At 70.5% G+C, this 21,135-nt stretch carries 16 protein-coding genes; 7 read left to right on the plus strand and 9 right to left on the minus strand.

The features are described 5' to 3' along the window. Positions 1 to 14 precede the first annotated feature (14 nt). Positions 15 to 1,445 (plus strand): pyruvate kinase, encoded by a 1,431-nt coding sequence (gene pyk, locus SGCZBJ_RS18895; RefSeq protein WP_101719500.1) that lies wholly within the window; start codon positions 15 to 17, stop codon positions 1,443 to 1,445. A gap of 123 nt (positions 1,446 to 1,568) precedes the next feature. On the opposite strand, the gene SGCZBJ_RS18900 is transcribed toward pyk, so the two are convergent. Both SGCZBJ_RS18900 and SGCZBJ_RS18905 read right to left on the minus strand, forming a co-directional pair. Continuing rightward, positions 1,569 to 2,267: a Crp/Fnr family transcriptional regulator gene (locus tag SGCZBJ_RS18900; protein WP_240621570.1), complete on the minus strand. Its 699-nt coding sequence runs from the start codon at positions 2,265 to 2,267 to the stop codon at positions 1,569 to 1,571. 319 nt (positions 2,268 to 2,586) lie between these two features. Further along, positions 2,587 to 3,090: a pyridoxamine 5'-phosphate oxidase family protein gene (locus tag SGCZBJ_RS18905; RefSeq protein ID WP_101719502.1), complete on the minus strand. Its 504-nt coding sequence runs from the start codon at positions 3,088 to 3,090 to the stop codon at positions 2,587 to 2,589. 165 nt (positions 3,091 to 3,255) lie between these two features. On the opposite strand from SGCZBJ_RS18905, the gene SGCZBJ_RS18910 reads away from it, so the two are divergent. Continuing rightward, on the plus strand, positions 3,256 to 3,582 hold the full coding sequence (locus tag SGCZBJ_RS18910) for a superinfection immunity protein (RefSeq protein WP_101719503.1): 327 nt from the start codon (positions 3,256 to 3,258) through the stop codon (positions 3,580 to 3,582). A 19-nt stretch (positions 3,583 to 3,601) separates the two neighbouring features. Here the strand turns inward: SGCZBJ_RS18910 and SGCZBJ_RS18915 are convergent, their stop codons facing one another. The 3 genes from SGCZBJ_RS18915 to SGCZBJ_RS18925 are packed head-to-tail and all read right to left on the minus strand — an operon-like array spanning position 3,602 to position 6,588. Further along, complete coding sequence (locus SGCZBJ_RS18915; protein WP_101719504.1) at positions 3,602 to 4,735, minus strand: acyl-CoA dehydrogenase family protein; 1,134 nt, start codon at positions 4,733 to 4,735, stop codon at positions 3,602 to 3,604. Between the two features lies 1 nt (position 4,736). Then, a complete protein-coding gene (locus SGCZBJ_RS18920) occupies positions 4,737 to 5,348 on the minus strand; it encodes a 2-hydroxychromene-2-carboxylate isomerase (protein ID WP_101719505.1) in 612 nt (203 codons plus the stop codon). Positions 5,349 to 5,379: 31 nt separating this feature from the next. After that, on the minus strand, positions 5,380 to 6,588 hold the full coding sequence (locus tag SGCZBJ_RS18925) for an acyl-CoA dehydrogenase family protein (RefSeq protein ID WP_101719506.1): 1,209 nt from the start codon (positions 6,586 to 6,588) through the stop codon (positions 5,380 to 5,382). 190 nt (positions 6,589 to 6,778) lie between these two features. Here SGCZBJ_RS18925 and SGCZBJ_RS18930 point away from each other — a divergent pair, with 190 nt between their 5' ends. Then, positions 6,779 to 8,437, plus strand: a complete 1,659-nt coding sequence (locus SGCZBJ_RS18930; protein WP_101719507.1) for a phosphatidylglycerol lysyltransferase domain-containing protein — start codon at positions 6,779 to 6,781, stop codon at positions 8,435 to 8,437. Here SGCZBJ_RS18930 and SGCZBJ_RS18935 read toward each other — a convergent pair. Next, the gene (locus tag SGCZBJ_RS18935) at positions 8,412 to 8,618 is read right to left on the minus strand and encodes a hypothetical protein (protein ID WP_338065463.1); all 207 of its coding nucleotides are present in this window, start codon (positions 8,616 to 8,618) and stop codon (positions 8,412 to 8,414) included. The genes SGCZBJ_RS18930 and SGCZBJ_RS18935 overlap by 26 nt on opposite strands. A 208-nt stretch (positions 8,619 to 8,826) precedes the next feature. On the opposite strand from SGCZBJ_RS18935, the gene SGCZBJ_RS18940 reads away from it, so the two are divergent. Both SGCZBJ_RS18940 and SGCZBJ_RS18945 read left to right on the plus strand, forming a co-directional pair. After that, positions 8,827 to 11,820, plus strand: coding sequence for an SEL1-like repeat protein (locus tag SGCZBJ_RS18940; RefSeq protein ID WP_101719509.1), 2,994 nt, complete (start codon positions 8,827 to 8,829; stop codon positions 11,818 to 11,820). A 243-nt stretch (positions 11,821 to 12,063) separates the two neighbouring features. Continuing rightward, on the plus strand, positions 12,064 to 12,525 hold the full coding sequence (locus SGCZBJ_RS18945) for a DUF3429 domain-containing protein (protein WP_101719510.1): 462 nt from the start codon (positions 12,064 to 12,066) through the stop codon (positions 12,523 to 12,525). Here the strand turns inward: SGCZBJ_RS18945 and SGCZBJ_RS18950 are convergent. The 3 genes from SGCZBJ_RS18950 to SGCZBJ_RS18960 all read right to left on the minus strand — a co-directional run bounded on the left by SGCZBJ_RS18950 (position 12,522) and on the right by SGCZBJ_RS18960 (position 16,257). Further along, the gene (locus SGCZBJ_RS18950; protein WP_101719511.1) at positions 12,522 to 12,863 is read right to left on the minus strand and encodes a hypothetical protein; all 342 of its coding nucleotides are present in this window, start codon (positions 12,861 to 12,863) and stop codon (positions 12,522 to 12,524) included. The genes SGCZBJ_RS18945 and SGCZBJ_RS18950 overlap by 4 nt on opposite strands. Positions 12,864 to 12,964: 101 nt before the next feature. After that, positions 12,965 to 13,672, minus strand: coding sequence for a ligase-associated DNA damage response endonuclease PdeM (pdeM, locus tag SGCZBJ_RS18955; protein WP_101719512.1), 708 nt, complete (start codon positions 13,670 to 13,672; stop codon positions 12,965 to 12,967). Then, positions 13,672 to 16,257, minus strand: coding sequence for a ligase-associated DNA damage response DEXH box helicase (locus SGCZBJ_RS18960; RefSeq protein WP_101719513.1), 2,586 nt, complete (start codon positions 16,255 to 16,257; stop codon positions 13,672 to 13,674). Before SGCZBJ_RS18960 ends, pdeM begins: the two co-directional genes overlap by 1 nt. A gap of 130 nt (positions 16,258 to 16,387) precedes the next feature. Between SGCZBJ_RS18960 and SGCZBJ_RS18965 the strand changes: the two genes are divergently transcribed. Both SGCZBJ_RS18965 and SGCZBJ_RS18970 read left to right on the plus strand, forming a co-directional pair. Beyond that, entirely contained in the window at positions 16,388 to 18,067 is a 1,680-nt protein-coding gene (locus SGCZBJ_RS18965) for a M20/M25/M40 family metallo-hydrolase (RefSeq protein ID WP_205685423.1), read from the plus strand. 228 nt (positions 18,068 to 18,295) lie between these two features. Further along, entirely contained in the window at positions 18,296 to 21,109 is a 2,814-nt protein-coding gene (locus SGCZBJ_RS18970; RefSeq protein ID WP_101719515.1) for an ATP-dependent DNA helicase, read from the plus strand. The last annotated feature ends 26 nt before the right edge of the window (positions 21,110 to 21,135 follow it).

Below are 21,135 nucleotides of genomic sequence, written 5' to 3' on the forward strand. Positions count from 1 at the left end.
AAAGGAGCGGCCGCATGATCCGCGCGCGTCGTTCCCGCATCGTCGCTACCATCGGCCCGGCCTCGGGTTCGCCGGAAATGATCGTCAAGCTGGCCAAGGCCGGCGCCGACGTCTTCCGCCTGAACTTCAGCCACGGCGCCCACGAGACCCACGCCGCCGTCTACGCCGCCATCCGCGCGGCGGAGGCGGTGGTCGGGCGTCCGCTGGGCATCCTGGCCGACCTGCAAGGGCCCAAGCTGCGCGTCGGCAAGTTCGCCGACGGTCCGGTTCAGCTGAAGCCCGGCCAGGCCTTCCGGTTCGATTCCGATCCGACCCCGGGCGACGAAACGCGGGTTCATCTTCCCCATCCCGAAATCCTGACCGCGATGAAGCCGGGCGCGACCCTGCTGCTCGACGACGGCAAGCTGCGGATGACCGTGACCGAAGCCGGCCCCGGCTACGCCGAGACCAAGGTCGTCAACGGCGGCAAGCTGTCGGAACGCAAGGGCGTGGCCGTGCCGGACGTCATCATCCCGATGTCGCCCCTGACGCCGAAGGACCGCGAGGACCTGGCCTTCGCGCTGCGCCTGGGCGTCGACTGGATCGCCCTGTCGTTCGTGCAGGCGCCGGAAGACATGGCCGAGCTGCGTCGCATCGTCGAAGGCCGTGCCGCCGTGCTGGCCAAGATCGAGAAGCCGCAGGCCTTGCAGACCCTGGGTCCGATCCTGGACCTCTGCGACGGCGTGATGGTGGCTCGCGGCGACCTCGGCGTCGAAATGGCGCCCGAAGAGGTGCCGGTGGCGCAGAAGGAAATTCTGCGCGCCGCTCGTGAGCGCGGCATTCCGGTGATCGTCGCCACCCAGATGCTGGAGTCGATGACCAGCTCGCCGACCCCGACCCGGGCCGAGGCCTCGGACGTGGCCAACGCCGTTTACGAGGGCGCGGACGCGGTGATGCTGTCGGCCGAAAGCGCCGCCGGCGACTATCCCGAAGAGTCGGTGGCGATGATGAACCGCATCATCGAGCGCGTCGAACGCGACCCGCGCTGGCCCGAGCTGATGCAGGCCGAGCAGCCGCATGTCGACGAAGACGCCGACGTGCTGGTGGTCGCCGCCGCCGGCGCGGCCAAGTCTGGCTCGACCAAGTGCCTGGTGGCCTTCACCACCACGGGCGCCACGGCTCGCCGCCTGGCCCGCGAACGGCCGCTGCAGCCGGTGCTGGCCCTGTCGCCGAAGATCGAGGCCGTGCGCCGCATGGCCCTGGTCTGGGGCGTCGAGCCGCGCGTCTCGGCCCAGCCCGACAGCCTGGAGGTCGTCACCACCGACGCCGCCGCCCGGGCCCTGGAGCTGGACCTGGCCAAGCCCGGCGAACGCATCCTGATCGTCGCCGGCACGCCCTTCGGCGCCCCCGGCGCGGCCAACCTGCTGCGCCTGGCGCATGCGCCGTTCCCGGTGAGGAAGCGGTAGAAGGAACCTCCCCCTCTGGGGAGGCGATCGCTTTGCGATCGGTGGGGGGAGGACGGCCAGCGCCTCGGCGGCTGAAAACGTCCCCCCTCCGGCCCTCTGGGCCACCTCCCTCATGGGGGATCTTTACGACCCGAACGGCTCGGGCAGCAGCCGCTCGTAGCCCTTTCTCACCGCGCCGTAGCACTCGCAGGCGATGGCCTCGAGGCCCGGGCGGTCGAGGATGTCGACGACGCCGCGGCGGTAGCGGATCAGGCCCTTGGCCTGCAAGGCGCCGGCCACGGCGGTGACCGTGGTGCGTTGGACGCCCAGCATGTCTGCCAGGAACTCCTGGGTCAGGCTTATGGTGTCGACGTCTATGCGGTCGCGGAAGCCCAGCAGCCAGCGGCAGAAGCGGGCCTCCACCGCGTGCAGGGCGTTGCAGGCCACCGACTGGATCGCATGGCCGAACAGCGCGTCGTTGTGGCGCTCGATCAGGTCGCGCAGGACCGGGCTGCGCTCGACCCCTTCGCGCAGGGCCGAGGCGCTGATGCGCGAAACCCCGCCGGGCGCCTGGACGATGGCGCGCGACAACGACTGGCGCGACGAGATCGCGGCCATCAGGCCAAGTCCGCCCTCGCGGCCGATGGTGGCCGACTCGATGGCCGCGCCGTTCTCCATCAGCGTCATCAGCGAGATGACGCAGTCGTGCGGGAAGTAGACCGTGTCGATCGGGTCGCCGGGATCGTACAGCAGCTTCCCCTTCTCCAGGTCCTGATGGGACAGCTGGGCGGCGATGTAGCCGAAATCCTCGGGGGGCAGGGAAGCGAGCAGACGGTTCTTCAAGGGATGTAGAGGCCCTGTCATGGCGAATCGAACGCCGGCTTGCGGCAAGGGTTGCAAGCTATAGGCAGGACTGAGGTGCGGCGCTGTCAGGTAGCCGACGCAATGCAGGCGCTGTCGGGCCTAAATCGAGTTGGCGCTATATTGTGGCCATATGAGCTGTAATAGCTCCGACTATCTCGCATATGTCGGGTTCCCGACGAAGAGTGTTGAAGGGGGCTGAAACTACAGCGAAATCAACGAGCGATCAGGACTTTCCCCAAGGAAAAGGCCGCGCCGTCGCCGGCGCGGCCCTGATCTTCGGTTAAGTCCGTGAACGGACTCAGGCGATGCCGATATGGGCCCGATCTCCAAGGTCGGGCTTGCGATCGGTGAGGTTGGCCTTGGCGATTTCCCAAGCGAAGCGGATCGCGCCGCCCTTGGATATCCAAAGCTCGGCGTCGCGGGCGTCCAGGCGCAGCAGGGTCAGGTGCGGGTCATCCTGGCCGTCGGGATACCAGGCGGCGACGATGGGCGACCACCAGCGCCGGATGCGGGCGGTGTCGTGGTCGCGGCTCAGGCGTCCGCCGATGCAGGCCTGGAAGTCGCCGTCCTTGGCCTGGACCACGAACATGGCGTCGCCGCCATCGGCCGCCACGGCCCGGGCCAGATCGGTGTCGTCGCGGGTGAAGAACCATATCTGGCCGGTCTCCGGTTCGGCGAAGGCGGTCATGGGCTGGTAGTGCTGGTGGCTGTGGACGAGACCCAGCATGCCGAAGCGGGCCTCCTCGATCTCTTTCCAGAGGCGCTTTTCGACGTCGGTCTTGTCGTTGGGATCGGTGCTCATGGCGGCTCCTGCGCTTTGCGGTAAGGCAGGAGAACCGGCCGGGGAGGGGGCGGTTCCTAGGGCCAAGGTCTGGACCCCGCGCTCTCGCTTGCATAAATGACGAATACGAACTCGCCTTAAGCGAGCGTCGGCGTGTTCCAGCGCTGGCGATGGTTGGAGGGACGATTGCAGGATCTCAGCTATTGGGCGCTGGTCTATGGCGCGGCGATCGTACAGGTCGTGCTGGCGGGCCTCGTCTACCTGATCCCGTTCTGGGCGGCCTCCAGCCGGGGGCATCCGCGCAAGATGTCGATCCTGGCGCTGAACCTGCTGCTGGGATGGACGGTGGCGGGCTGGGCGGCGGCGCTGATCTGGGCTCTGACCCGGCCGTCGCCGCGCGAGTTGCCCGAGGACGAGCAGATCCTGCGCTTTGCTGGCCTGCGCGACCAGGGCCTGATCACCGAGGCCGAGTTCCTGGCCAAGAAGCAGCAGATCCTGGGAAGCCCGGCCTGACCGGGCTTCCCGCGGCTTTCTAGAACCCCATCAGCCGCGCATAGCGGTCGCGGTGGAACGAGGCCCCGCCGAACAGGGCTTCGGCCACGCGGGCCCGTTTCATGTAGAGGCCGGAGTCGTGCTCGTCGGTCATGCCGATGCCGCCGTGCATCTGGACCATCTCGTTGGAGGCCAGGTGCAGCACCTCGCAGGCCTTGGCCTTGGCGAGGGACGACAGGGCGCGGGCGTCGGCGCCGGCGTCCAGGGCCTCCAGGGCGGCCTCGACGCACGAGCGGGTCGTCTCCAGGTCGGTGAACCACTTGGCGGCGCGGTGCTGCAGGGCCTGGAACGTACCGATGACCTGACCGAACTGGGTGCGGGTCTTCAGATAGTCGAGCGTGATCTCGAAGGCGGCGCTGGCCGTGCCCAGCATCTCGGCCGCCAGGCCCGCATAGGCGCGGTCAAGCACGGGCTCGAGGATCGTCCAGCCCTTGCCGACCGCGCCCAGGACGGCGTCGGCGCCGACCTCGACGCCGTTGAAGGCGATCTGGGCCGCGCCGCGGCTGTCGGCCAGCGACAGGTGGGTGCGGACGACGCCGGGCGCGCCGCCGGGCACGAGGAACAGGGTGACGCCGTCGGTGTCGCCGCTGGCCCCGCCGGTGCGGGCGGCGACGATCAGCAGGTCGGCGGCCTCGCCGTCGAGGACGAACGTCTTGGTCCCGTTCAGGGCCCAGCCGTCGCCGCTCGTGGTGGCTGAAAGCGCGATCCGCGTCGGATTGTGGTGGGCGTGCTCGTCGATCGCCAGGGTGGCGACGGCCTCGCCGGTGGCGATCCTGGGCAGCCAGGCGGCCTTCTGGGCGTCCGAGCCGCCCAGTTCCAGCGCCGAGGCGGCGATCAGGGCGGTGGAGAGGAGGGGAGAGGCGGCCAGGGTCTTGCCGGTCTCTTCCAGGATCAGCCCCAGGCCCAGATAGCCGAAGCCCGAGCCTTCGTAGGCCTCGGGCACGACCACGCCCGCCCAGCCCATCTGGCCCATCTCGCTCCAGGCGGCCGGATCGAAGGTCTGCCTGGAGCCCTCGTTGCGCAGGCGGCGCAGGGCCGAGACCGGGGCGCTTTCCTGCGACCAGGCCTTGGCGGCGTCGCGCAGCATCGTCTGTTCTTCGGTCAGGACGGCCATGTCAGGCGCTCTCCATGTCTTGATGGCGGACGGCCCAGTCGAGGGCCTGTTCGAGACGGTCGTTGCCCCAGAAGAGCTCGCCGTCGGCGGTGACGAAGGAAGGGGCGCCGAACAGCCCGCGCTCGCGGGCCTGGCGCACGTGGTCTTTCAACTGGTCCTTGATCGGCGCCGAGGCGGCGGCGGCCAGGACGTGCTCGGGTCCCGCGCCGACGCCGGCGATCAGCGGGGCCAGGACCTCGGGGCTGCCGATGTCGAGGTCGTCGACGAAATTGGCCTGGTAGACGGCGCGACTGAAGGCCGGAGTCCAGCCGTCCTCCAGCCCGCAGATCGCCACCCGCGCGGCCAGCAGGCTGTTGCGCGGGAACTGGCTGGGATGGTGCAGCGGCAGGCCCTCGCGGTCGCAGACCCGTTGCAGGTCGCGCCACATGTAGTCGCCCTTCACCGGGAAGGCGTTGAACGGGCTGTCGGTCAGGCCCTGCTGCTCGTTGAACAGCGGGCCGACGATGAAGGGGCGCCAATGCACCACCACCCCGGCCTGGTCGGCCAAGTGCTCCACCCGCATGGCGGCGGGATAGGAGTAGGTGGAGGCGAACTCGTACCAGAACTCGATCATGACCTTGTCTCCGCTGCTTGGCGGAAGGCTGTCACTGGTGATCGAGCAGGCCAAGCACGCGCTTGGCGACGACGTTCAGATTGACCTCGCTGGTGCCGCCTTCGATCGAATTGCCCTTGGCGCGCAGCATGGCGCGCAGGGCGGCGATCTCGTCGGGGGCGAAGCCTTCGCCTTCCCAGCCCAGACCTTGCAGGCCCAGCGCCTCGACCAGCAACTCGGTGCGCTCCTGGTTCATCTTGGCGGCGGCGTACTTGATGATCGAGACGGCGGCGCTGGGGCCCGAGCCGGTCTTGGATTCCGCTTCGGCTCGGCGGACGGTCAGCAGGAAGGCGTGGGCGTCCATCTTGTGAGCGGCGAGGCGCGCGCGCAGGTCGCCGTCGGCGATGCGGCCCTCGCTGTCGACGCCGACATGGGCCTTGGCCGCATCGACCGGGTCGAGACCGCCGCCGCCGCCGAAGCCCGAGGCGCTGATGTTCTGGCGCTCGTACTGCAAGAGTCGCTTGGCGATCTCCCAGCCGCCGTTGACCTTGCCGACCAGCTGCTCCTTGGGAACCTTCACATTGTCGAAGAAGGTCTCGCAGAACGGCGAGGAGCCGCTGATCAGCTTGATCGGCCGGGCCTCGACTCCGGGCGAGGTCATGTCGAACAGCACGAACGAGATGCCCTCGTGCTTCTTGCTGGTGTCGGTGCGCACCAGGCAGAAGATCCAGTCGGCCTGGTCGGCATAGCTGGTCCAGACCTTCTGACCGTTGATCAGCCAGTGGTCGCCCTTGTCCTCGCATTTCGTCTGGAGGGAGGCGAGGTCGGAGCCGGCGCCCGGCTCGCTGTAGCCCTGGCACCAGCGGGTCTCGCCGCGCACGATGCCGGGCAGGAAGCGCTGCTTCTGCTCCTCGGTGGCGTACTCCAGCAGCACCGGGCCGAGCATCCAGACGCCGAAGCTCATCAGGGCGGGGCGGGCCTTGATGCGGCGCAGTTCCTGCTCGAGCACCTTGTTCTGGGCCTTGGAAAGGCCGCCGCCGCCGTACTGGGTGGGCCACATCGGCGCGGTCCAGCCCTTGTCGGCCATGCGGTCGAGCCAGAGCTTGGCGTCGGGGTTCTTCCACTGCGCCTTGCGGCCGCCCCAGGGGGCTTCCTTCTCGTCCGTCATCGGCGTGCGCATCGACGGCGGGCAGTTGGCCTCCAGCCAGGCGCGCGTCTCGGCGCGGAAGGTGTCGAGTTCGGTGGCGCCGAAGTCGGCCATGGCGGGCTCTCCCTGGATCGTGCCGGGCGCTTGGCGGCCCGCTTCGGCGCCCAGACTACGCCACGCAACGCCGGGAGCAAGTCGATTCAAACAATCGTTCGCATCGCCATGCGCGACGAGAACGTCCTGGACGCGTTATAGAAGCGCCGATGACGTTTCCCGGTCCGGGATTCGCCGTTCAGGGGTCTTGATGTCCGCGCCAGAACTGAGACCCGCCGCTCTGGCGGTCGCACCGACTCTCGCCGCCATCCTGGCCGCCTCGGCCGGCGTGCTGCTGCTGGCGTCGGGTGCGACCCCGTCCGAGCCGACGCGTTTCGCGATCCTGCTGGCCTTCGCGCCGTCGGCCCTGATCGAGATCAGTCACTTCGTCTCGTCGATCATCGGCCTCGTGCTGGTGCTGCTGGCCTTCGGCCTGCGCGCGCGCCTCGACGCGGCCTGGTGGGCCAGCCTGGTGATGCTGGCCGCCGGCGCGGTGCTGGCGATCTTCAAGGGCCTGAACTGGGAAGAGACGGCGACCCTGACCGCCTTCTTCGTGGCCATCCTGCCGTTCCACGAGGCTTTCCCGCGCAAGGCGGCCCTGTCGCGGATGGAGATCACGCCCGGCTGGCTGCTGTCGGCGGCCGCGGCCATCGGCGGGGCGGCGTTCCTGGGCTGGTGGATGTTCAACCACGTCGAATACGCCGACCGCTCGTGGATGCGGATCATGGGCGACCGCGAGGCCGCCCGCGCCATCCGCTCGTCGATCGCCGCGGCGGTGGTGCTGATGGGCATCGGCGTGTGGCGGCTGATCGCCACCCCGGCCACGCCCCCCGTCGTCGACGACACCGACCCCGACTTCGACCGCGTGCGCGCCATCCTGGCCAAGGCCGAGGCCGCCGAGCCGGCCTCGAACCTGGCTTTGCTGGGCGACAAGCGCTTCCTGTTCTCGGCCTCGGGCGAGAGCTTCCTGATGTTCGGCGTGCGCCGCCGCTCGTGGATCGCCCTGGGACCGCCTATCGGTCGCCACGACGAGCGCATGGAGCTGTTCTGGCGCTTCCGCGAACTGGCCGACGCCCATGCCGCGCGCGCCGGCTTCTACGCCCTGGGGCCGGAAGACCTGCCTGACACCGTCGACCTGGGTCTCGCGATCCAGAAGACCGGCGAGAGCGCCATCGTGCCGCTGGAGAGCTTCACCCTGGCGGGCCGCCGCCGCGAGGTCCTGCGCCGCAACTGGCGCAAGGCCGGCGAGGGCGGGGCGGCGTTCGAGGTCCTGCCGGCCGGCGCGGCCATGACCGTGATGGCCGAACTGCGGGTGATCTCCGACGCCTGGCTGGGCCACCACGCGGGCGGCGAGAAGAGCTTCTCGATGGGCGGCTTCGATCCGCGCTACGTGGCCGAGTTCCCCGTCGCCCTGGTGCGCTCGGAAGGCCGCATCGTCGCCTTCGCCACCCTATGGACCACGGCCCACAAGGCCTCGTTCTCGATGGACCTGATGCGCTACTCCGACGAGGCGCCCAAGAACATCATGGACTACCTGTTCGTCGAGCTCCTGCAGTGGGGCAAGGCGGAGGGCTATACGGCGTTCGAGTTCGGCATGGCCCCGCTGGCGGGCCTGGACGACCGGCCGCTGGCCCCGATCATGTCGCGCGTGGGTCGCCTGCTCTACGAGCGCGGCGAGGGAATCTACAATTTCCAGGGCGTGCGCCGCTACAAGGACAAGTACGACCCCGTCTGGCAGCCGCGCTACATTGCCGCGCCTCGACGCTGGGCCATCCCTTTCCTGCTCGCCGACATCGGCCTGTTGTCGTCCGGCGGCATGTCCGGCCTGACGAAAAGGCCGCGGCCTAATAGCGCGGGTCGCCCGTCTTAAAGCCCAGAAGATTGAGCGCGTGAGCGGCCAGAAGCAGGGTCGCCACCGCCGTCGCCATCATCATCGGGCGCCACGGCGCCATGCGCGGACCCTTTGCCGGGTTGGAAGGGCGCGCGCCCAGCCAGCCGAACAGCACGGTGAGGGCGAGCGTGGTCGCGCCCGCGATCAGGGTGAGGGTCATGTCCATGGGCCGCAGATGGCCTGCGACAATCGGTCTGGCAATAGGTTAATACGCATTAACACATTGGAACCAAATCCTCTGTACATACCTTGGTAACTGTGTCTGTTAACCTGTCCACAGGAACGCTAAATCTAGCGTTTACCGTCGCGTTTACACGCTAGGAATCGGTGACTAGCGTGGGTCCCCAGGTGCGGGGAGAGCGATTCGCATGACTGCTGCAGCGCCATGGAGCGTAAAGGGAATTGACCCGAAGGCACGGGAGGTCGCCAAGGACCTCGCCCGTCGCTCGGGCATGACCCTTGGCGAGTGGTTGAACCGGATGATCATCGAGGGTGATTCAGCCGGTTTCGACGCGCCTCCCGCCGATCCCGTTAACGATACTGGTCGTTCGAACGGCCGCTCTGTTTACCTTGAAGCCGATCGCGCCGAGGCGCCGCCGCGCATCGAGGCGCCTGAGCATCCCGCCGACGAGGTGGGCCGCATGGCGTCGGCGCTTGACCGCCTGACCCAGCGCATCGAGGTCGCCGAGGCCCGCTCGGCCCAGGCCATCACCGGCATCGACCAGTCCGTGCGCGGCGCGTTGCAGCGCCTGTCGCATTCCGAACGCGAGCAGATCGCCGTCGCCGCCCGCTTCGAGGGCCTGGCCGACGAGATCAAGACCGAGCAGGGCCGCAACGCCGAGCGCCTGCGCCGCATCGAGAACGAAGCCGCCGGCCCGCGCTCGGCCGAGGCCCTGCGCGCGCTGGAAAGCGCCGTCGGCCGCGTGGCCAACCACCTGTACGAAGGCGAAGGCCGCACCCGCGAGACCCTGGCGGCCCTGGAAGCCAAGGTCGCCGCCCAAGCCGCCGCGCCCGCCGCCGGCCTCGTCGACGAGGTCGTCGCCCGCCTGCAGGAACGCCTGGAAGCCGCCGAGGCCCGCACCGCCGATGCGTTGCAGCAACTGGGTGGTTCGTTCCAGGCGCTGGACACCCGCTTGTCGGCCGTCGAGGGCGAGGGCGGCAGCGCCCAGAAGCGCCTCGAGGAACTGGCTGGCGGCCTTACCGCCCGCATGGAGGCCGCGCGCGCCGAGATGGCCGCCAAGCTGCGCGAGACGGCCGACGGCCGCTTCGACCGCATGGAGCGCAAGCTGGGCGAGATGACCGCCCACATCCAGGCCGCCGAAGCCCGCTCGGCCCAGGCGATCGAGCGCATGGGCCGCGAGGTCGTCGGCCTGGCCGACGCCTTCAACCGCCGCATTCAGACCTCCGAAGCCCGCCAGGCCAACGCCATCGAGCAGGTCGGCGGCGAGGTGGCCCGCATCGCTTCGAGCGTCGAGCACAAGCTGAACCGCGCCGACAGCGTCCAGGCCCAGGCCCTCGAGAAGCTGGGCGTCGAGATCGCGCGCATCACCGAGAAGCTGGCCGAGCGCATCAGCGCCTCTGAGCGTCGCAACGCCCTGGCCATCGACGACGTCGGCGACCAGGTGGTCAGGGTCACCGACCGCCTGAACCAGCGCGCCGAGCGCAGCTCGCAGGAACTGATCGACCGCATCCGCCAGTCGGAGGAGCGCACCGCGCGCCTGCTCGACGAGGCCCGCGAGAAGATCGACACCCGCCTGGCCGACGCCCAGCGTCGCCTGGCCGAGACCCCGACCCCCGCGCCGGCGCCGGCTCGTGCTGCCGCGCCCGCGGCTTCGCCGTTCGACGCCGACCGCTTCTCATTCGGCGCCGAGGCTGTCTCCGAGGACGTGTTCGACCAGCCGGCCTTCCCGCAGGCGACCTTCCAGGCCCCCGCCGTCGCCCCGCAGGCCGCCGCGCCGGCCCCGACCGTCGACAGCGGCTGGTCGGCCTCCAGCGGCTTCGACGCCGACTTCCCGGTCGAGGAGCCCGAGGCTCCCGGCTTCGCCGACGAGGACTTCGAGGCCGCCGACGGCTTCTCCGCGACCCCGCGCATCGAGGCGCCGTCGTTCGAGGCCGACGCCTTCGATCCCGAGCCCGAACTGCCGATGGCGCCGGCCCGCGCCCTGTCGACCCGCGAGGTGATCGAGCAGGCCCGCGCCGCCGCCCGCGCCGCGGCCGCCGGCGCCGAAACCAAGGCCAAGGCGAAGACCAAGGCCGACAAGGCCGCGGCCAAGTCGCTGTTCGCCGGCTTCGGCAAGGCGCTGCAGAAGAAGGACAAGCGCACGTCCTCGACCCTGGTCACCGCGCTGCTGGTCTCGGCCGGGGCCGCGGCCCTGGGCGTCGGCACGGCCGGCCTGACCCTGCTGCCCAAGGACAACGACGGCGCGCTCAACGACCGCGTGGCCCGCGCCATCGCCGGTCGCGCCGCCGACATCGAGATCAAGACGGGCGAAGCCGACACCACGCCGGCCCAGCCGCGCGTGGCCATGGCCGTCGTCACGCCCGCCGCCCAGCCGGGCGCGGCCCAGGCGTCCGCCGAGGCCGAGGCGCCGGCGCCCGCCGCCGTCGACGAGGGCGCTGCCCTGTTCGCCGAGGCGGTCAGCCGCCTGGAAGCCAAGGATCGCGGCGGCCTGGTTCCGCTGCGCAAGGCCGCCAATCTGGGCCAGCCCAAGGCCCAGTTCCTGCTCGCCAAGATGGCCGAGATGGGCGAGGGCGGCGTCAAGAAGGACCTGGTCGAGGCCCGCCGCTGGTACGAGCGCGCGGCCCAGGGCGGCGATCCCAGCGCCATGCACAACATCGCCCTGTTCGCCTATCGCGGCGACGGCGGGGCCAAGAACCTGACCACGGCCGCCAACTGGTTCCGCAAGGCCGCCGAGACCGGCCTGGTCGACAGCCAGTTCAACCTGGCCCAACTGTACGAGAACGGTCGCGGCGTCGCCCAGAACCCCGCCGAGGCCTATCGCTGGTACCTGATCGCGGCTCGCGCCGGCGACGCCGACGCCCGCGGTCGGGCCTCGGCCCTGCGCGGCCAGCTGACGCCGGAAAGCCAGCGCATCGCCGAACGCTCGGCCGAAGCCTTCCGCTCGCGCCTGGCCGCCGCGCCGCGCACGACGCAAGTGGCGACCGCCGCCGCGCCGTCGGCCGGCACGGCCACCGCCCAGCGCGCGTTGTCCAGTCTCGGCTACTACCAAGGCCCCAAGGACGGCGTTTCGTCGCCAGCCCTGCGCATGGCCGTCCAGGCCTATCAGCGCGACCAGAACCTGCCGGCCTCCGGCGCCTTGGACGGCGAGACCCTGAACCGCCTGTCGGCCTTCGCGCGCTGATCTCAGCCCGGGCCCGAAGTTCGCAAGCGCCCTCGAAGCCCGCTCCGGGGGCGTTTTGCTGTCCACTTCCAGCGTGGACCTCGCCGCCGACCTCGGTAATAGTCACCGTTTCGACGCAAACCGGGCCGGGTGAAACAATCCCAGGCGCGGTTCGGACTAGGGTTTGCGCGATCGGCCGGGACGCCGGCGGTCGCGGACGGGGCGGGGGAAGGCCTTCGGGCCTGCCGGAGGAGTGACGAGCTGATGACGGATCACGTGACCGAACGCGTGCCGGTTCCGCGCGCCGTATGGGTGTTCGGCCTTTGCACGCTGGCGCCCTTCGTCATCGCCTCGGGGCTGTTCTGCTACGGACCCCAGGGCCAGCGCGGCCCGGCGCTGGTGGCGCTGCTGGCCTATTCGACGGCGATGCTCTCGTATCTCGGCGGCGTGCGCTGCGGGCTCGAGATCGACCACGTCCAGCCCCGCTGGATGACGCTGGGCCTGTCTCTGCTGCCGCCGCTGGCCGGCGTGGCCCTGATGCTGGGAGCCGAGCGCTTCGGCGCCGCCTGGCAGCTTTCCGGCTTCCTCTTCGTGTTCCTGCTGCAATGGCTGTGGGACGTCACCAGCCACGAGGGCCCCGCCTGGCGTCCGCGCCTGCGCACCCTGCTGACCACCGGCGCGGCCCTGTCGCTGGCCTTCGCGCTCGAGCAGGCGCTGGCGCTTTAGCGCGTCGCAACGGCCTTGCGCGCCAGCGGATCGTCGAGGCAGGCCTTGGCCACCGCGTGGTTCAGCTTGGCCTTCTTTCTTTCCAGCCTGTGGGTCAGCGCGCCGCCCGCGGCGGCGCCGGCGAAGGGCATGACCACGTTGCCGCCCACGCCGACCACGGCGCGGACGATGCGGTGCTCGTTATACTGCTCGGCCTCGGCGCGGGCCTTGCGGCACCTGGCGCTGTCGTAGCGCGGATGGCTGGCGTCGAGCCTGGCGACGGTGTCGCGCGGGGCGGGATTGCTGGCGCAGGCCGACAGCACCAGGAGGGCGGCGAGGCTCGGGATCAGCGGACGCATGGAGCGGGGTCTCCCTGGTGGAGGTTTCCGGGCAAACGCCGGTGATCGCTGGAGCGATCCCAGGGTGAAGCTTGGAGCGCTGGGCGTGGTCCTCGGTCGCCTCAGTCCGGCCGCAGAGACTTGGGACCTACCGCGTGCACCCGCTTGCCGCCCAGCGCGCCGGCCAGGGGCGGGGCGGAAAACAGGCCCGCGAACGCCGCGTCGAGGATGTTGAGGCCGCCGGCATAGGCCCCGAAGGCCGGCAGGATCAGGCGCTGGCCGTCGGTGACGAAACAGCGCCTGCGCACGCTGCCGCGACCGCTGGAGACCCGCGCCGCCGGGTGCAGGTGGCCTGCCACCTCGCCGGGCTGCGGGCCGGGCTCGGGCTCGTGGCGCAGGATCAGGCCGCCGATGGCCATCTCGTCGATCACCTGGCCGGGCAGGGCGCGCGGACCGTCGGCGTCGTGGTTGCCCACCGCCCAGATCAGGTCGCGGCCGACTGACAACGCGCGCAGGCGCTCGGCGTCATCGGCGGCGAGACGATCCTCGGCCGCACCGTCGTGGAAGCTGTCGCCCAGGAAGATCAGCGTCGCTGGCGCCAGGGCCGCGACCTCGGCTTCCAGCCGCGCCAGGGTCTCGCGGGTGTCGTAGGGCGGCAGCATCTGGCCGAAACGCGCGGCGTAGGACGAGCCCTTCTCGAAGTGCAGGTCGGCGACGACCAGGGCGCGCTCGGCTTCCAGCCACAGGGCGCCGGAGCCGCGCAGCACCACCGTTCGCTGGGCCACCAGCACCGCCAGGCCGCCACAGTCTCTGGACTGGAACCTGGTCATCAAGACAGCGCCTCCGCGATCAGGTCTTCCTCCGCCTCGGCCAGGATCATGTCGCTGGCCGCGTCGCCCGGGGCGCGCTCGCGGCCGATCTCCAGCATGATCGGCACGGCGAAGGGCGAAACCTTGTCCAGCGCCGCATGGCGGATGCGGCCCTTGATACGGGCCAGAAGGTCGCCCAGCCGCGCCACGTCCAGCTGGCCGGTCGCCGCGTCGGCGCGGGCGCAGCGCAGCAAGAGGTGGTCGGGCTGGTGCTTGCGCAGCACGTCGTAGATCAGGTCGGTCGAGAAGGTCACCTGCCGGCCCGACTTCTCCTCGCCGGGATAGCGCCGCTCGATCAGGCCGCCGACCAGGGCGCAGGCCTTGAAGGCGCGCTTCATCAGGAAGCTCTCGTTCAGCCAGTCCTCGAGATCGTCGCCCAGCATGTCCTGGTCGAAGAGGTCATCGAGGTCCAGCTCGTCCATCGGCTTCAGCGACCAGATGTTCAGCGCGTAGTCGTTGCAGACGAAGCCCAGCGGCCCGACGCCCAGGCGGTCCAGCCGGCGGGTCAGCAGCATCGCCAGGGTGGTGTGGGCCAACCGTCCCTCGAACGGATACATGACCATGTGGAACCGCTTCCCGCGAGGAAAGGTCTCCAGCAGCATCTCGTCCTCGTCGGGGATCCGCGAACGGGCCTTCTGGTAAGCCATCCACTCCTGCACGTCCGGGGGCAGGGCGGTCCATTCGGTCTCGTCGTGCATCATCTTGCGCACGCGCGACGCCAGATAGGTCGAGAGCGGGAACTTCGAGCCGCCCCAGCTGGGCATCTTCGGGTCCTTGGCCGGGGCGGGGCTGACATAGGCGTCGGCGCCCACCAGGCTGTTGAACTGCCAGACTTGGCCGGCGAACACGAAGGTGTCGCCCGGCGTCAGCTGCTCGAAATAGCCTTCCTCGGCCTCGCCGATCTTGCGACCTCCCATGGGGCGCCGGCCGCCGCCGATACGGACGTTGACCACCGCCGGCGAGACGATGGCGCCGACGTTCATGCGGTGGCGCTGGACGACTTGCGCGTTGCGGGCCTTCCAGAAGCCGTCGGCGTCCTCGACGATCCGGCGGAAGCGGTCGTAGGTCTTCAGGGCATAGCCGCCGGTCGAGACGAAATCGACGACGGTCTCGAAGTCTTCCCATGACAGGTCGGCATAGGGCCCGGCGGTGCGGACTTCGTCATAGAGATCGACCAGCCTGAAGGGCTCGGAGCAGGCGCAGCCCATCACGTGCTGGGCCAGGACGTCGAGGGCGCCGATGCGGGCCGGCTCGCCGTCGAGGTGGTTTTCCAGGATAGCGTCGGCGGCGGCGCGGCACTCCAGCATCTCGAAGCGGCTGGCGGGCACGAAGAGGGCGCGGCTGGGCTCGTCCAGGCGGTGATTGGCCCGGCCGATCCGCTGGACCATCCTGGAGGCCCCCTTGGGCGCGGCCAGCTGGATGACGAGGTCGACGTCGCCCCAGTCGATGCCCATGTCCAGCGTCGAGGTGCAGACGACGGCGCGAAGGTCGCCGCGCGCCATGGCCGCCTCGACCTTGCGCCGCTGCTCGGCCGACAGGCTGCCGTGGTGCAGGGCGATCGGCAGGCCCTCGTCGTTGAGCTTCCACAGCTCCTGGAAGGCGAACTCGGCCTGGAAGCGGGTGTTGACGAAGATCAGCGCCGTGCGGGACTGGCGGATGATCTCGTAGACCTCGGCCATGGCGTGCTGGGCGGTGTGTCCCGCCCACGGCACGCGGCCGCCGGAGACGAGGACCTCCACGACCGGCTGGGCGCCGCCGGAGCCGAGGACGAGGTCGACGGACGAGATCGATGAACGAGGAACCTCCCCCCGTGGGGGAGGCGATCGCGTAGCGATCGGAGGGGGGAGGGCGTCCGGCGTTTCGGAAGCTGAAACCGCCCCCCCTCCGGCCCTCCGGGCCATCTCCCCCGGAGGGGGAGGATCTTGTTGCTTACCAAGCCACCGCCGCACCAGGTCCGGGTCATCGACCGTCGCCGACAGCCCCACCCGCCGCATGCGCGGCGCGAAGGTCTGAAGCCGCGCGATGTCCAGCGCCAGCAGGTCGCCGCGCTTGGAGGGCCACATGGCGTGGGCCTCGTCGACGATCACGCACGACATGTCGGCGAAATACTCCCGCGCGCCCTCCCAGGCGCAGAACAGGGCCAGTTGCTCGGGCGTGGTCAAAAGGATGTCGGGCGGGCGGATGCGCTGGCGGGCCTTGCGGCTCTCGCCGGTGTCGCCGGTTCGGCTCTCCGCGACGATCGAGAGGCCCATCTCGCGGATGGGCGTCATCAGGTTGCGCTCGACGTCGACGGCCAGCGCCTTCAGCGGCGAGATGTAGAGGGTGTGGATCCCGGCGGGCGCGTTTCGCGGCGGGCGCTCGTAGAGCTCGATCAGGCTGGGCAGGAAGCCCGCAAGGGTCTTGCCGCCGCCGGTGGGCGCGATCAGCAGGGCGTCGCGGCCGGCCCTGGCCTTCTCGATCATCGCCAGCTGGTGGGCGCGCGGCGACCAGCCGCGGGTGGCGAACCACTCGGAGAAACGCGGGGGAAGCAGGTCGGCCGGAACCATCGCGGTGGCTATAGCATGTTCCTGTTCTGTTTCTGGCGGGGAATCGACTTAGCCGCAAAGAACGATGTGCGAAGTTTGCCCTCGTTCGCCAAGCTTCCTAGGGTCGGCTCCGAAAATCTCGGAGTTCGCCATGTCCCGCCGCGCCACCCTTCTGCTGACCGCCGCCTTGGCGCTACCCGCCCTGGCCCATGCGCAGGGCGCCAAGGTCGATAGCAGCCCGATCGATCCGGCCAAGCTGTCGGAGATCACCCGCGTGCTGGCGAGCGACGAGTTCCTGGGCCGCGCCCCGGGCGGTCCGGCCGAGCAGAAGACCACCGACTACATCGCCGCCCAGTTCAAGGCGCTGGGCCTGGAGCCGGCCGGCGACGCCGGGTCCTACACCCAGAAGGTGCCGCTGGTGCACACCCGCATCGACGGCCCGGTGGCCATGAGCTTTGCGACCGCCGGCGGCCCGGTGGCCCTGGCGCAGGGCGAGCAGGCCCAGGTCATGACCCTGCTGCCGGTCGACAAGGTGGCGATCAAGGACGCTCCGCTGGTGTTCGTCGGCTATGGGGTTTCGGCTCCCGAGCGTGGCTGGGACGACTTCAAGGGCGTGGACCTGAAGGGCAAGGTCGCCGTCTTCCTGATCAGCGACCCCGACCTGGAAGCCGAGGCCGGCGAGCCGGCCTTCGGCAAGTTCGGCGGCAAGGCGGCCACCTATTACGCCCGCTGGACTTACAAGTACGAGGAGGCCGTGCGTCGCGGCGCGGTCGGCGCGCTGATCGTCCACGAGACCCTCGGCGCCGGTTACGGCTGGTCGACGGTGAAGGCATCCAACGGCGAGGGCTACGACATCGTCCGTCCCGACCCGGCCAAGGAGAAGCTGCAACTGCAAGGCGGGATCCAGCGTGACGTGGCCGTCGACCTCTTCAAGCGCTCGGGCCTCGATTTCGAAGCCCTGAAGCGCTCGGCGCGCGAGCCGTCGTTCAAGCCGGTGGCGCTGACGGGCGCGGCGTTCTCGGCCGCCTACAAGGTGGCTCACGAGCCGATGGTCAGCCACAACGTGGTCGCGCGCCTGCCGGGTACGAGCCACGCCGACGAGAGCATCATGTACGCCGCGCATTGGGACGCCTACGGCGTGGGCGCGCCGGACGCGCAAGGCAAGACGATCCGTCCGGGCGCGGCCGACGACGCCATCGGCGTGGCGGGCGTGATCGAGGTGGCGCGGGCCTTCAAGCAGGGCCCGGCGCCGCAACGCTCCATCGTCTTCGCCGCCTGGACGGGCGAGGAGCGTGGCCTGCTGGGCTCGGAATACTACGCCGTGAAGGCCGGCGATGCGGCTCTGGGCAAGATGGCCGCCAACTACACCCTCGACGTGCTGCAAACGGCCGGCCCGGCCAAGGACATCGTGCTGGTTGGCGCCGGCCAGAACGAACTGGAGCAGGGCCTGGCCAAGGCCGCGGCCGCGCAAGGGCGCACGGTGACGCCGGACGCCAAGCCGGAACGGGCGCTGTTCTATCGCGCCGATCACTTCTCGCTGGCCAAGCGTGGCGTGCCGGTGCTGCTGGTGATGGGCCTGGGCGGCGGGGCCGACCTCTTGAACGGCGGCCGCGCGGCCGGCGACGCCTGGGTCGCCGACTACACCGCCCGCTGCTACCACCAGCCCTGCGACGCCTGGAGCGCCGACTGGGACCTGCGCGGCGCGGCCCAGGACGTGGCCCTGGTCTACGAGGCCGGCAAGGCGATCGCCAACTCGCGCGTCTGGCCCGACTGGAACGCCGGTTCGGAGTTCAAGCCGGTGCGGGCGGCCAGCGCGGGTCAGCGGAAGTAAGCTTCGAAGCACCAACAAGCTCGTCATCCCGGAAGCCGCGTAGCGGCTATCCGGGCCCCAGGGGACTGGGCGCGGCGGATCGATCAAGCGCTCCGGCGGCTGCCGACGCCATGCCGCGGCCCCTGGGTCCTGGCTCTGCGCTTCGCTGCGGCCGGGATGACGCGCTTTTGGGGGGGGGGAGGGGAGTTCCCCGTTCGTTTCCCCGCGCCGAAGTGTTAATCCACGCTCGTGAGCGCGCTTCCTCCGAATCTTGACCTTGCCCCGGCCCTGGTGGTTCTGCCCGGCCCGCGCGCCGGACTGGCCGACGGTTCGGGCGAGGGGCGGGTGATCCGGCCGCCGGACGCGCGCGACCTGTTCGAGCACGGGCCGGTGCTGGTCGCCCACGCGGCCATGACGGCCAAGCGCCTGAACCTGCACGCCCCGCTGCGCTATCCCGGCATCTTCGACGTGCTGGAGCTCTATGCCTTCACCCGGCCGGCGACCTTCTGCGCGCCGTCGTCGGTGGGGCTGGCCATGGCCTTGGGCCTGCCGGAACCGAAGGGCGCGGCCGCCCAGGCCCAGACCCTGCGCGAGGCCGCCGACTTCCTGCTGCGCGAGCTGGCCCTGACGCCCCATCCGTCGCGGGAGGAGGCCCTGGCCGTGGCCGAGACCCTGGCTCGCGCCGGATGGTCCTGGGGGGCGGCGGTGGTCGGCGCCCTGCGCTCGGTTCCGGTCGGCAACCAGTTCAGGAGCTCCGGCCTCGACGTCTGGAGCCGGCTCGTCGAGTGGGAAGACCAGGCGCCGCTGGGCGAGCCGCTGTCGCGCCCGATCGACCCCGAGGCCGCCTCCGAACGCCTGAAGTCGCTGCTGACCCGCGCCGGCCTCGACGAGGTGCGCGAGGCCCAGGACACCTACGCCCGCGAGGCGTCGTTCGCCTTCCAGCCCCGGGAACGTGAAGGCGAGCCGCGCATGATGCTGGCCGAGGCCGGCACGGGCGTGGGCAAGACCCTCGGCTATCTGGCCCCCGCCAGCGTCTGGGCCGAGGCCAACGGCCCGTCGGTGTGGATCAGCACCTATACGCGCGCCTTGCAGCGCCAGATCGAGCGCGAGAGCTCGGCCATCTATCCCGATGCGCAGGTGCGGGCCCGCAAGGCGGTGGTCCGCAAGGGCCGCGAAAACTACCTGTGCCTCCTGAACCTGCAGGAGCAGGTCAACAGCGCCCAGCTAGGCAATGGCGACCTGGTGGGCCTGGCCCTGGCCGCGCGCTGGGCGCGGGTCAGCCGCGACGGCGACATGACCGGCGGCGACTATCCGGCCTGGCTGCCGACCCTGTTCGCCGTGCAGCCGTCTGCTCAAGCGAGCGCCGCCAACCTGGTCGACCGCCGGGGCGAGTGCATCCACGCCGGCTGCCAGCACTATCGCGTCTGTTTCATCGAGAAGGCCGTGCGGGCCTCCAAGCGCGCCGACATCGTCATCGCCAACCACGCCCTGGTCATGACCCAGGCGGCCTTCGACGGCGCGCGCACGGCGCGGGGCCTGAAGGGCGACAACGAGACCACGGCGGTCAAGCGCGTGGTGTTCGACGAGGGTCACCACCTGTTCGACGCCGCCGACAGCGCCTTTTCGGCCGCCTTGTCGGGCGCCGAGGCCGCCGAGCTGCGCCGCTGGATCCGTGGTCCGGAAGGACGCGGGCGGCGGGGCAGAGGGCTGGAGGCCCGGCTGCTCGACATCCTGGGCGACAAGGAAAGCGCCCGCCAAGCGCTGAGCGCGGTGATCCAGGCCGCGACCGCCTTGCCGGGCGAAGGCTGGTCGGGCCGCATCGCGCCGCCGGACGGCCAGGTCAATCCGATCGGGCCGATCGAGAACTACCTCGTCGCCGTCATCGAGCAGCTGCGCGCCCGCACCAGCGAGCGCGGCGGGCCGGAACTGGGCCTGCAATGCGCCGCCCGCCCGGCGGTGGACCTGGTGCGCGAGCGGGCCGGAGAAGCCGCCCGGGCCCTGGCCGGGGTTGAGGCGCCGCTGCTGGCCCTGGCCCGCCAGCTGGAGGACGTGCTCGACGAGGACGCCGAGCACCTGGGGCCGTCCGAACGCGCCCGCATCGAAGGCGCACTGCGGGGCCTGGACCGCCGGGCGCGCATGACCTTGCCGGCCTGGCGCTCGATCCTCAAGGCCATCGACGAGGACGCCGAGGACGATCCCGACTTCGTCGATTGGTTCGAGGCCACCTTCCTCTACGGCCGGGTCGTGGATGCGGCCTGCCGCCGCCACTGGGTGGATCCGACCGAGCCGCTGCGCGCGGCGGTGCTCAGCCCCGCGCACGGCGTGCTGGTGACCAGCGCCACCCTGGTCGATCCGGCGCTGGAGGATCCGTTCGCCCTGGCCGAGATGCGCAGCGGCGCGGCGCGTCTGCCGCAGCCGCCCAAGGTGCTGCGCCTGGCCTCGCCCTTCGACTACGAGAAAAACGCCCGCGCCTTCGTCGTCACCGACGTCAACAAAGAGGACGCGCGCCAGGTCTCGGCGGCCATGCGCGAGTTGTTCCTGGCCGCCAACGGCGGGGCGCTGGGCCTGTTCACCGCCATTCGTCGGCTCAAGGCCGTGCACGAGCGTATCGCCGCGCCCCTGGCCGACAAGGGCCTGCCGCTCTACGCCCAGCACGTCGATCCGCTGGAGGCCGGCGCCCTTGTCGACATCTTCCGGGCGGAGGAGGACGCCTGCCTCCTGGGCACTGACGCGATCCGTGACGGCGTCGACGTGCCCGGCCGCAGCTTGCGCCTGCTGGTCTTCGACCGCGTGCCCTGGCCGCGTCCGGACATCCTTCACAAGGCCAGGCGCACCAAGTTCGGGGGGAAGGGCTACGACGACTCCATCGCCCGCGCCCGCATCAGCCAGGCCTTCGGCCGCCTGATCCGTCGGGCCGAGGACCGGGGCGTCTTCGTGATGCTCGATGCGGCCGCCCCCACGAGGCTCTTTTCAAGTCTGCCCGAAGGGGTGACCATCGAGCGACTCACGCTCGTGGAAGTCATTGAAGCGACGGCCGCATTTCTGTCCGAAGCGCGCGATTAAACGAGCCGTGAGCATCCTCCGTGGGG

Source organism: Caulobacter zeae (assembly GCF_002858925.1).
GTDB classification, from domain to species: Bacteria; Pseudomonadota; Alphaproteobacteria; order Caulobacterales; family Caulobacteraceae; genus Caulobacter; species Caulobacter zeae.

Coding starts and splice junctions, on each gene's coding strand:
- SGCZBJ_RS18935 (WP_338065463.1), bottom strand. CDS start 8,618: ATGACCCTCACCCTGATCGCGGGCGCGACCACGCTCGCCCTCACCGTG.
- SGCZBJ_RS18915 (WP_101719504.1), bottom strand. CDS start 4,735: ATGGCCGTCCTGACCGAAGAACAGACGATGCTGCGCGACGCCGCCAAG.
- SGCZBJ_RS18940 (WP_101719509.1), top strand. CDS start 8,827: ATGACTGCTGCAGCGCCATGGAGCGTAAAGGGAATTGACCCGAAGGCA.
- SGCZBJ_RS18920 (WP_101719505.1), bottom strand. CDS start 5,348: ATGATCGAGTTCTGGTACGAGTTCGCCTCCACCTACTCCTATCCCGCC.
- SGCZBJ_RS18950 (WP_101719511.1), bottom strand. CDS start 12,863: ATGCGTCCGCTGATCCCGAGCCTCGCCGCCCTCCTGGTGCTGTCGGCC.
- pdeM (WP_101719512.1), bottom strand. CDS start 13,672: ATGACCAGGTTCCAGTCCAGAGACTGTGGCGGCCTGGCGGTGCTGGTG.
- SGCZBJ_RS18965 (WP_205685423.1), top strand. CDS start 16,388: ATGTCCCGCCGCGCCACCCTTCTGCTGACCGCCGCCTTGGCGCTACCC.
- SGCZBJ_RS18930 (WP_101719507.1), top strand. CDS start 6,779: ATGTCCGCGCCAGAACTGAGACCCGCCGCTCTGGCGGTCGCACCGACT.
- SGCZBJ_RS18925 (WP_101719506.1), bottom strand. CDS start 6,588: ATGGCCGACTTCGGCGCCACCGAACTCGACACCTTCCGCGCCGAGACG.
- SGCZBJ_RS18905 (WP_101719502.1), bottom strand. CDS start 3,090: ATGAGCACCGATCCCAACGACAAGACCGACGTCGAAAAGCGCCTCTGG.
- pyk (WP_101719500.1), top strand. CDS start 15: ATGATCCGCGCGCGTCGTTCCCGCATCGTCGCTACCATCGGCCCGGCC.
- SGCZBJ_RS18945 (WP_101719510.1), top strand. CDS start 12,064: ATGACGGATCACGTGACCGAACGCGTGCCGGTTCCGCGCGCCGTATGG.
- SGCZBJ_RS18960 (WP_101719513.1), bottom strand. CDS start 16,257: ATGGTTCCGGCCGACCTGCTTCCCCCGCGTTTCTCCGAGTGGTTCGCC.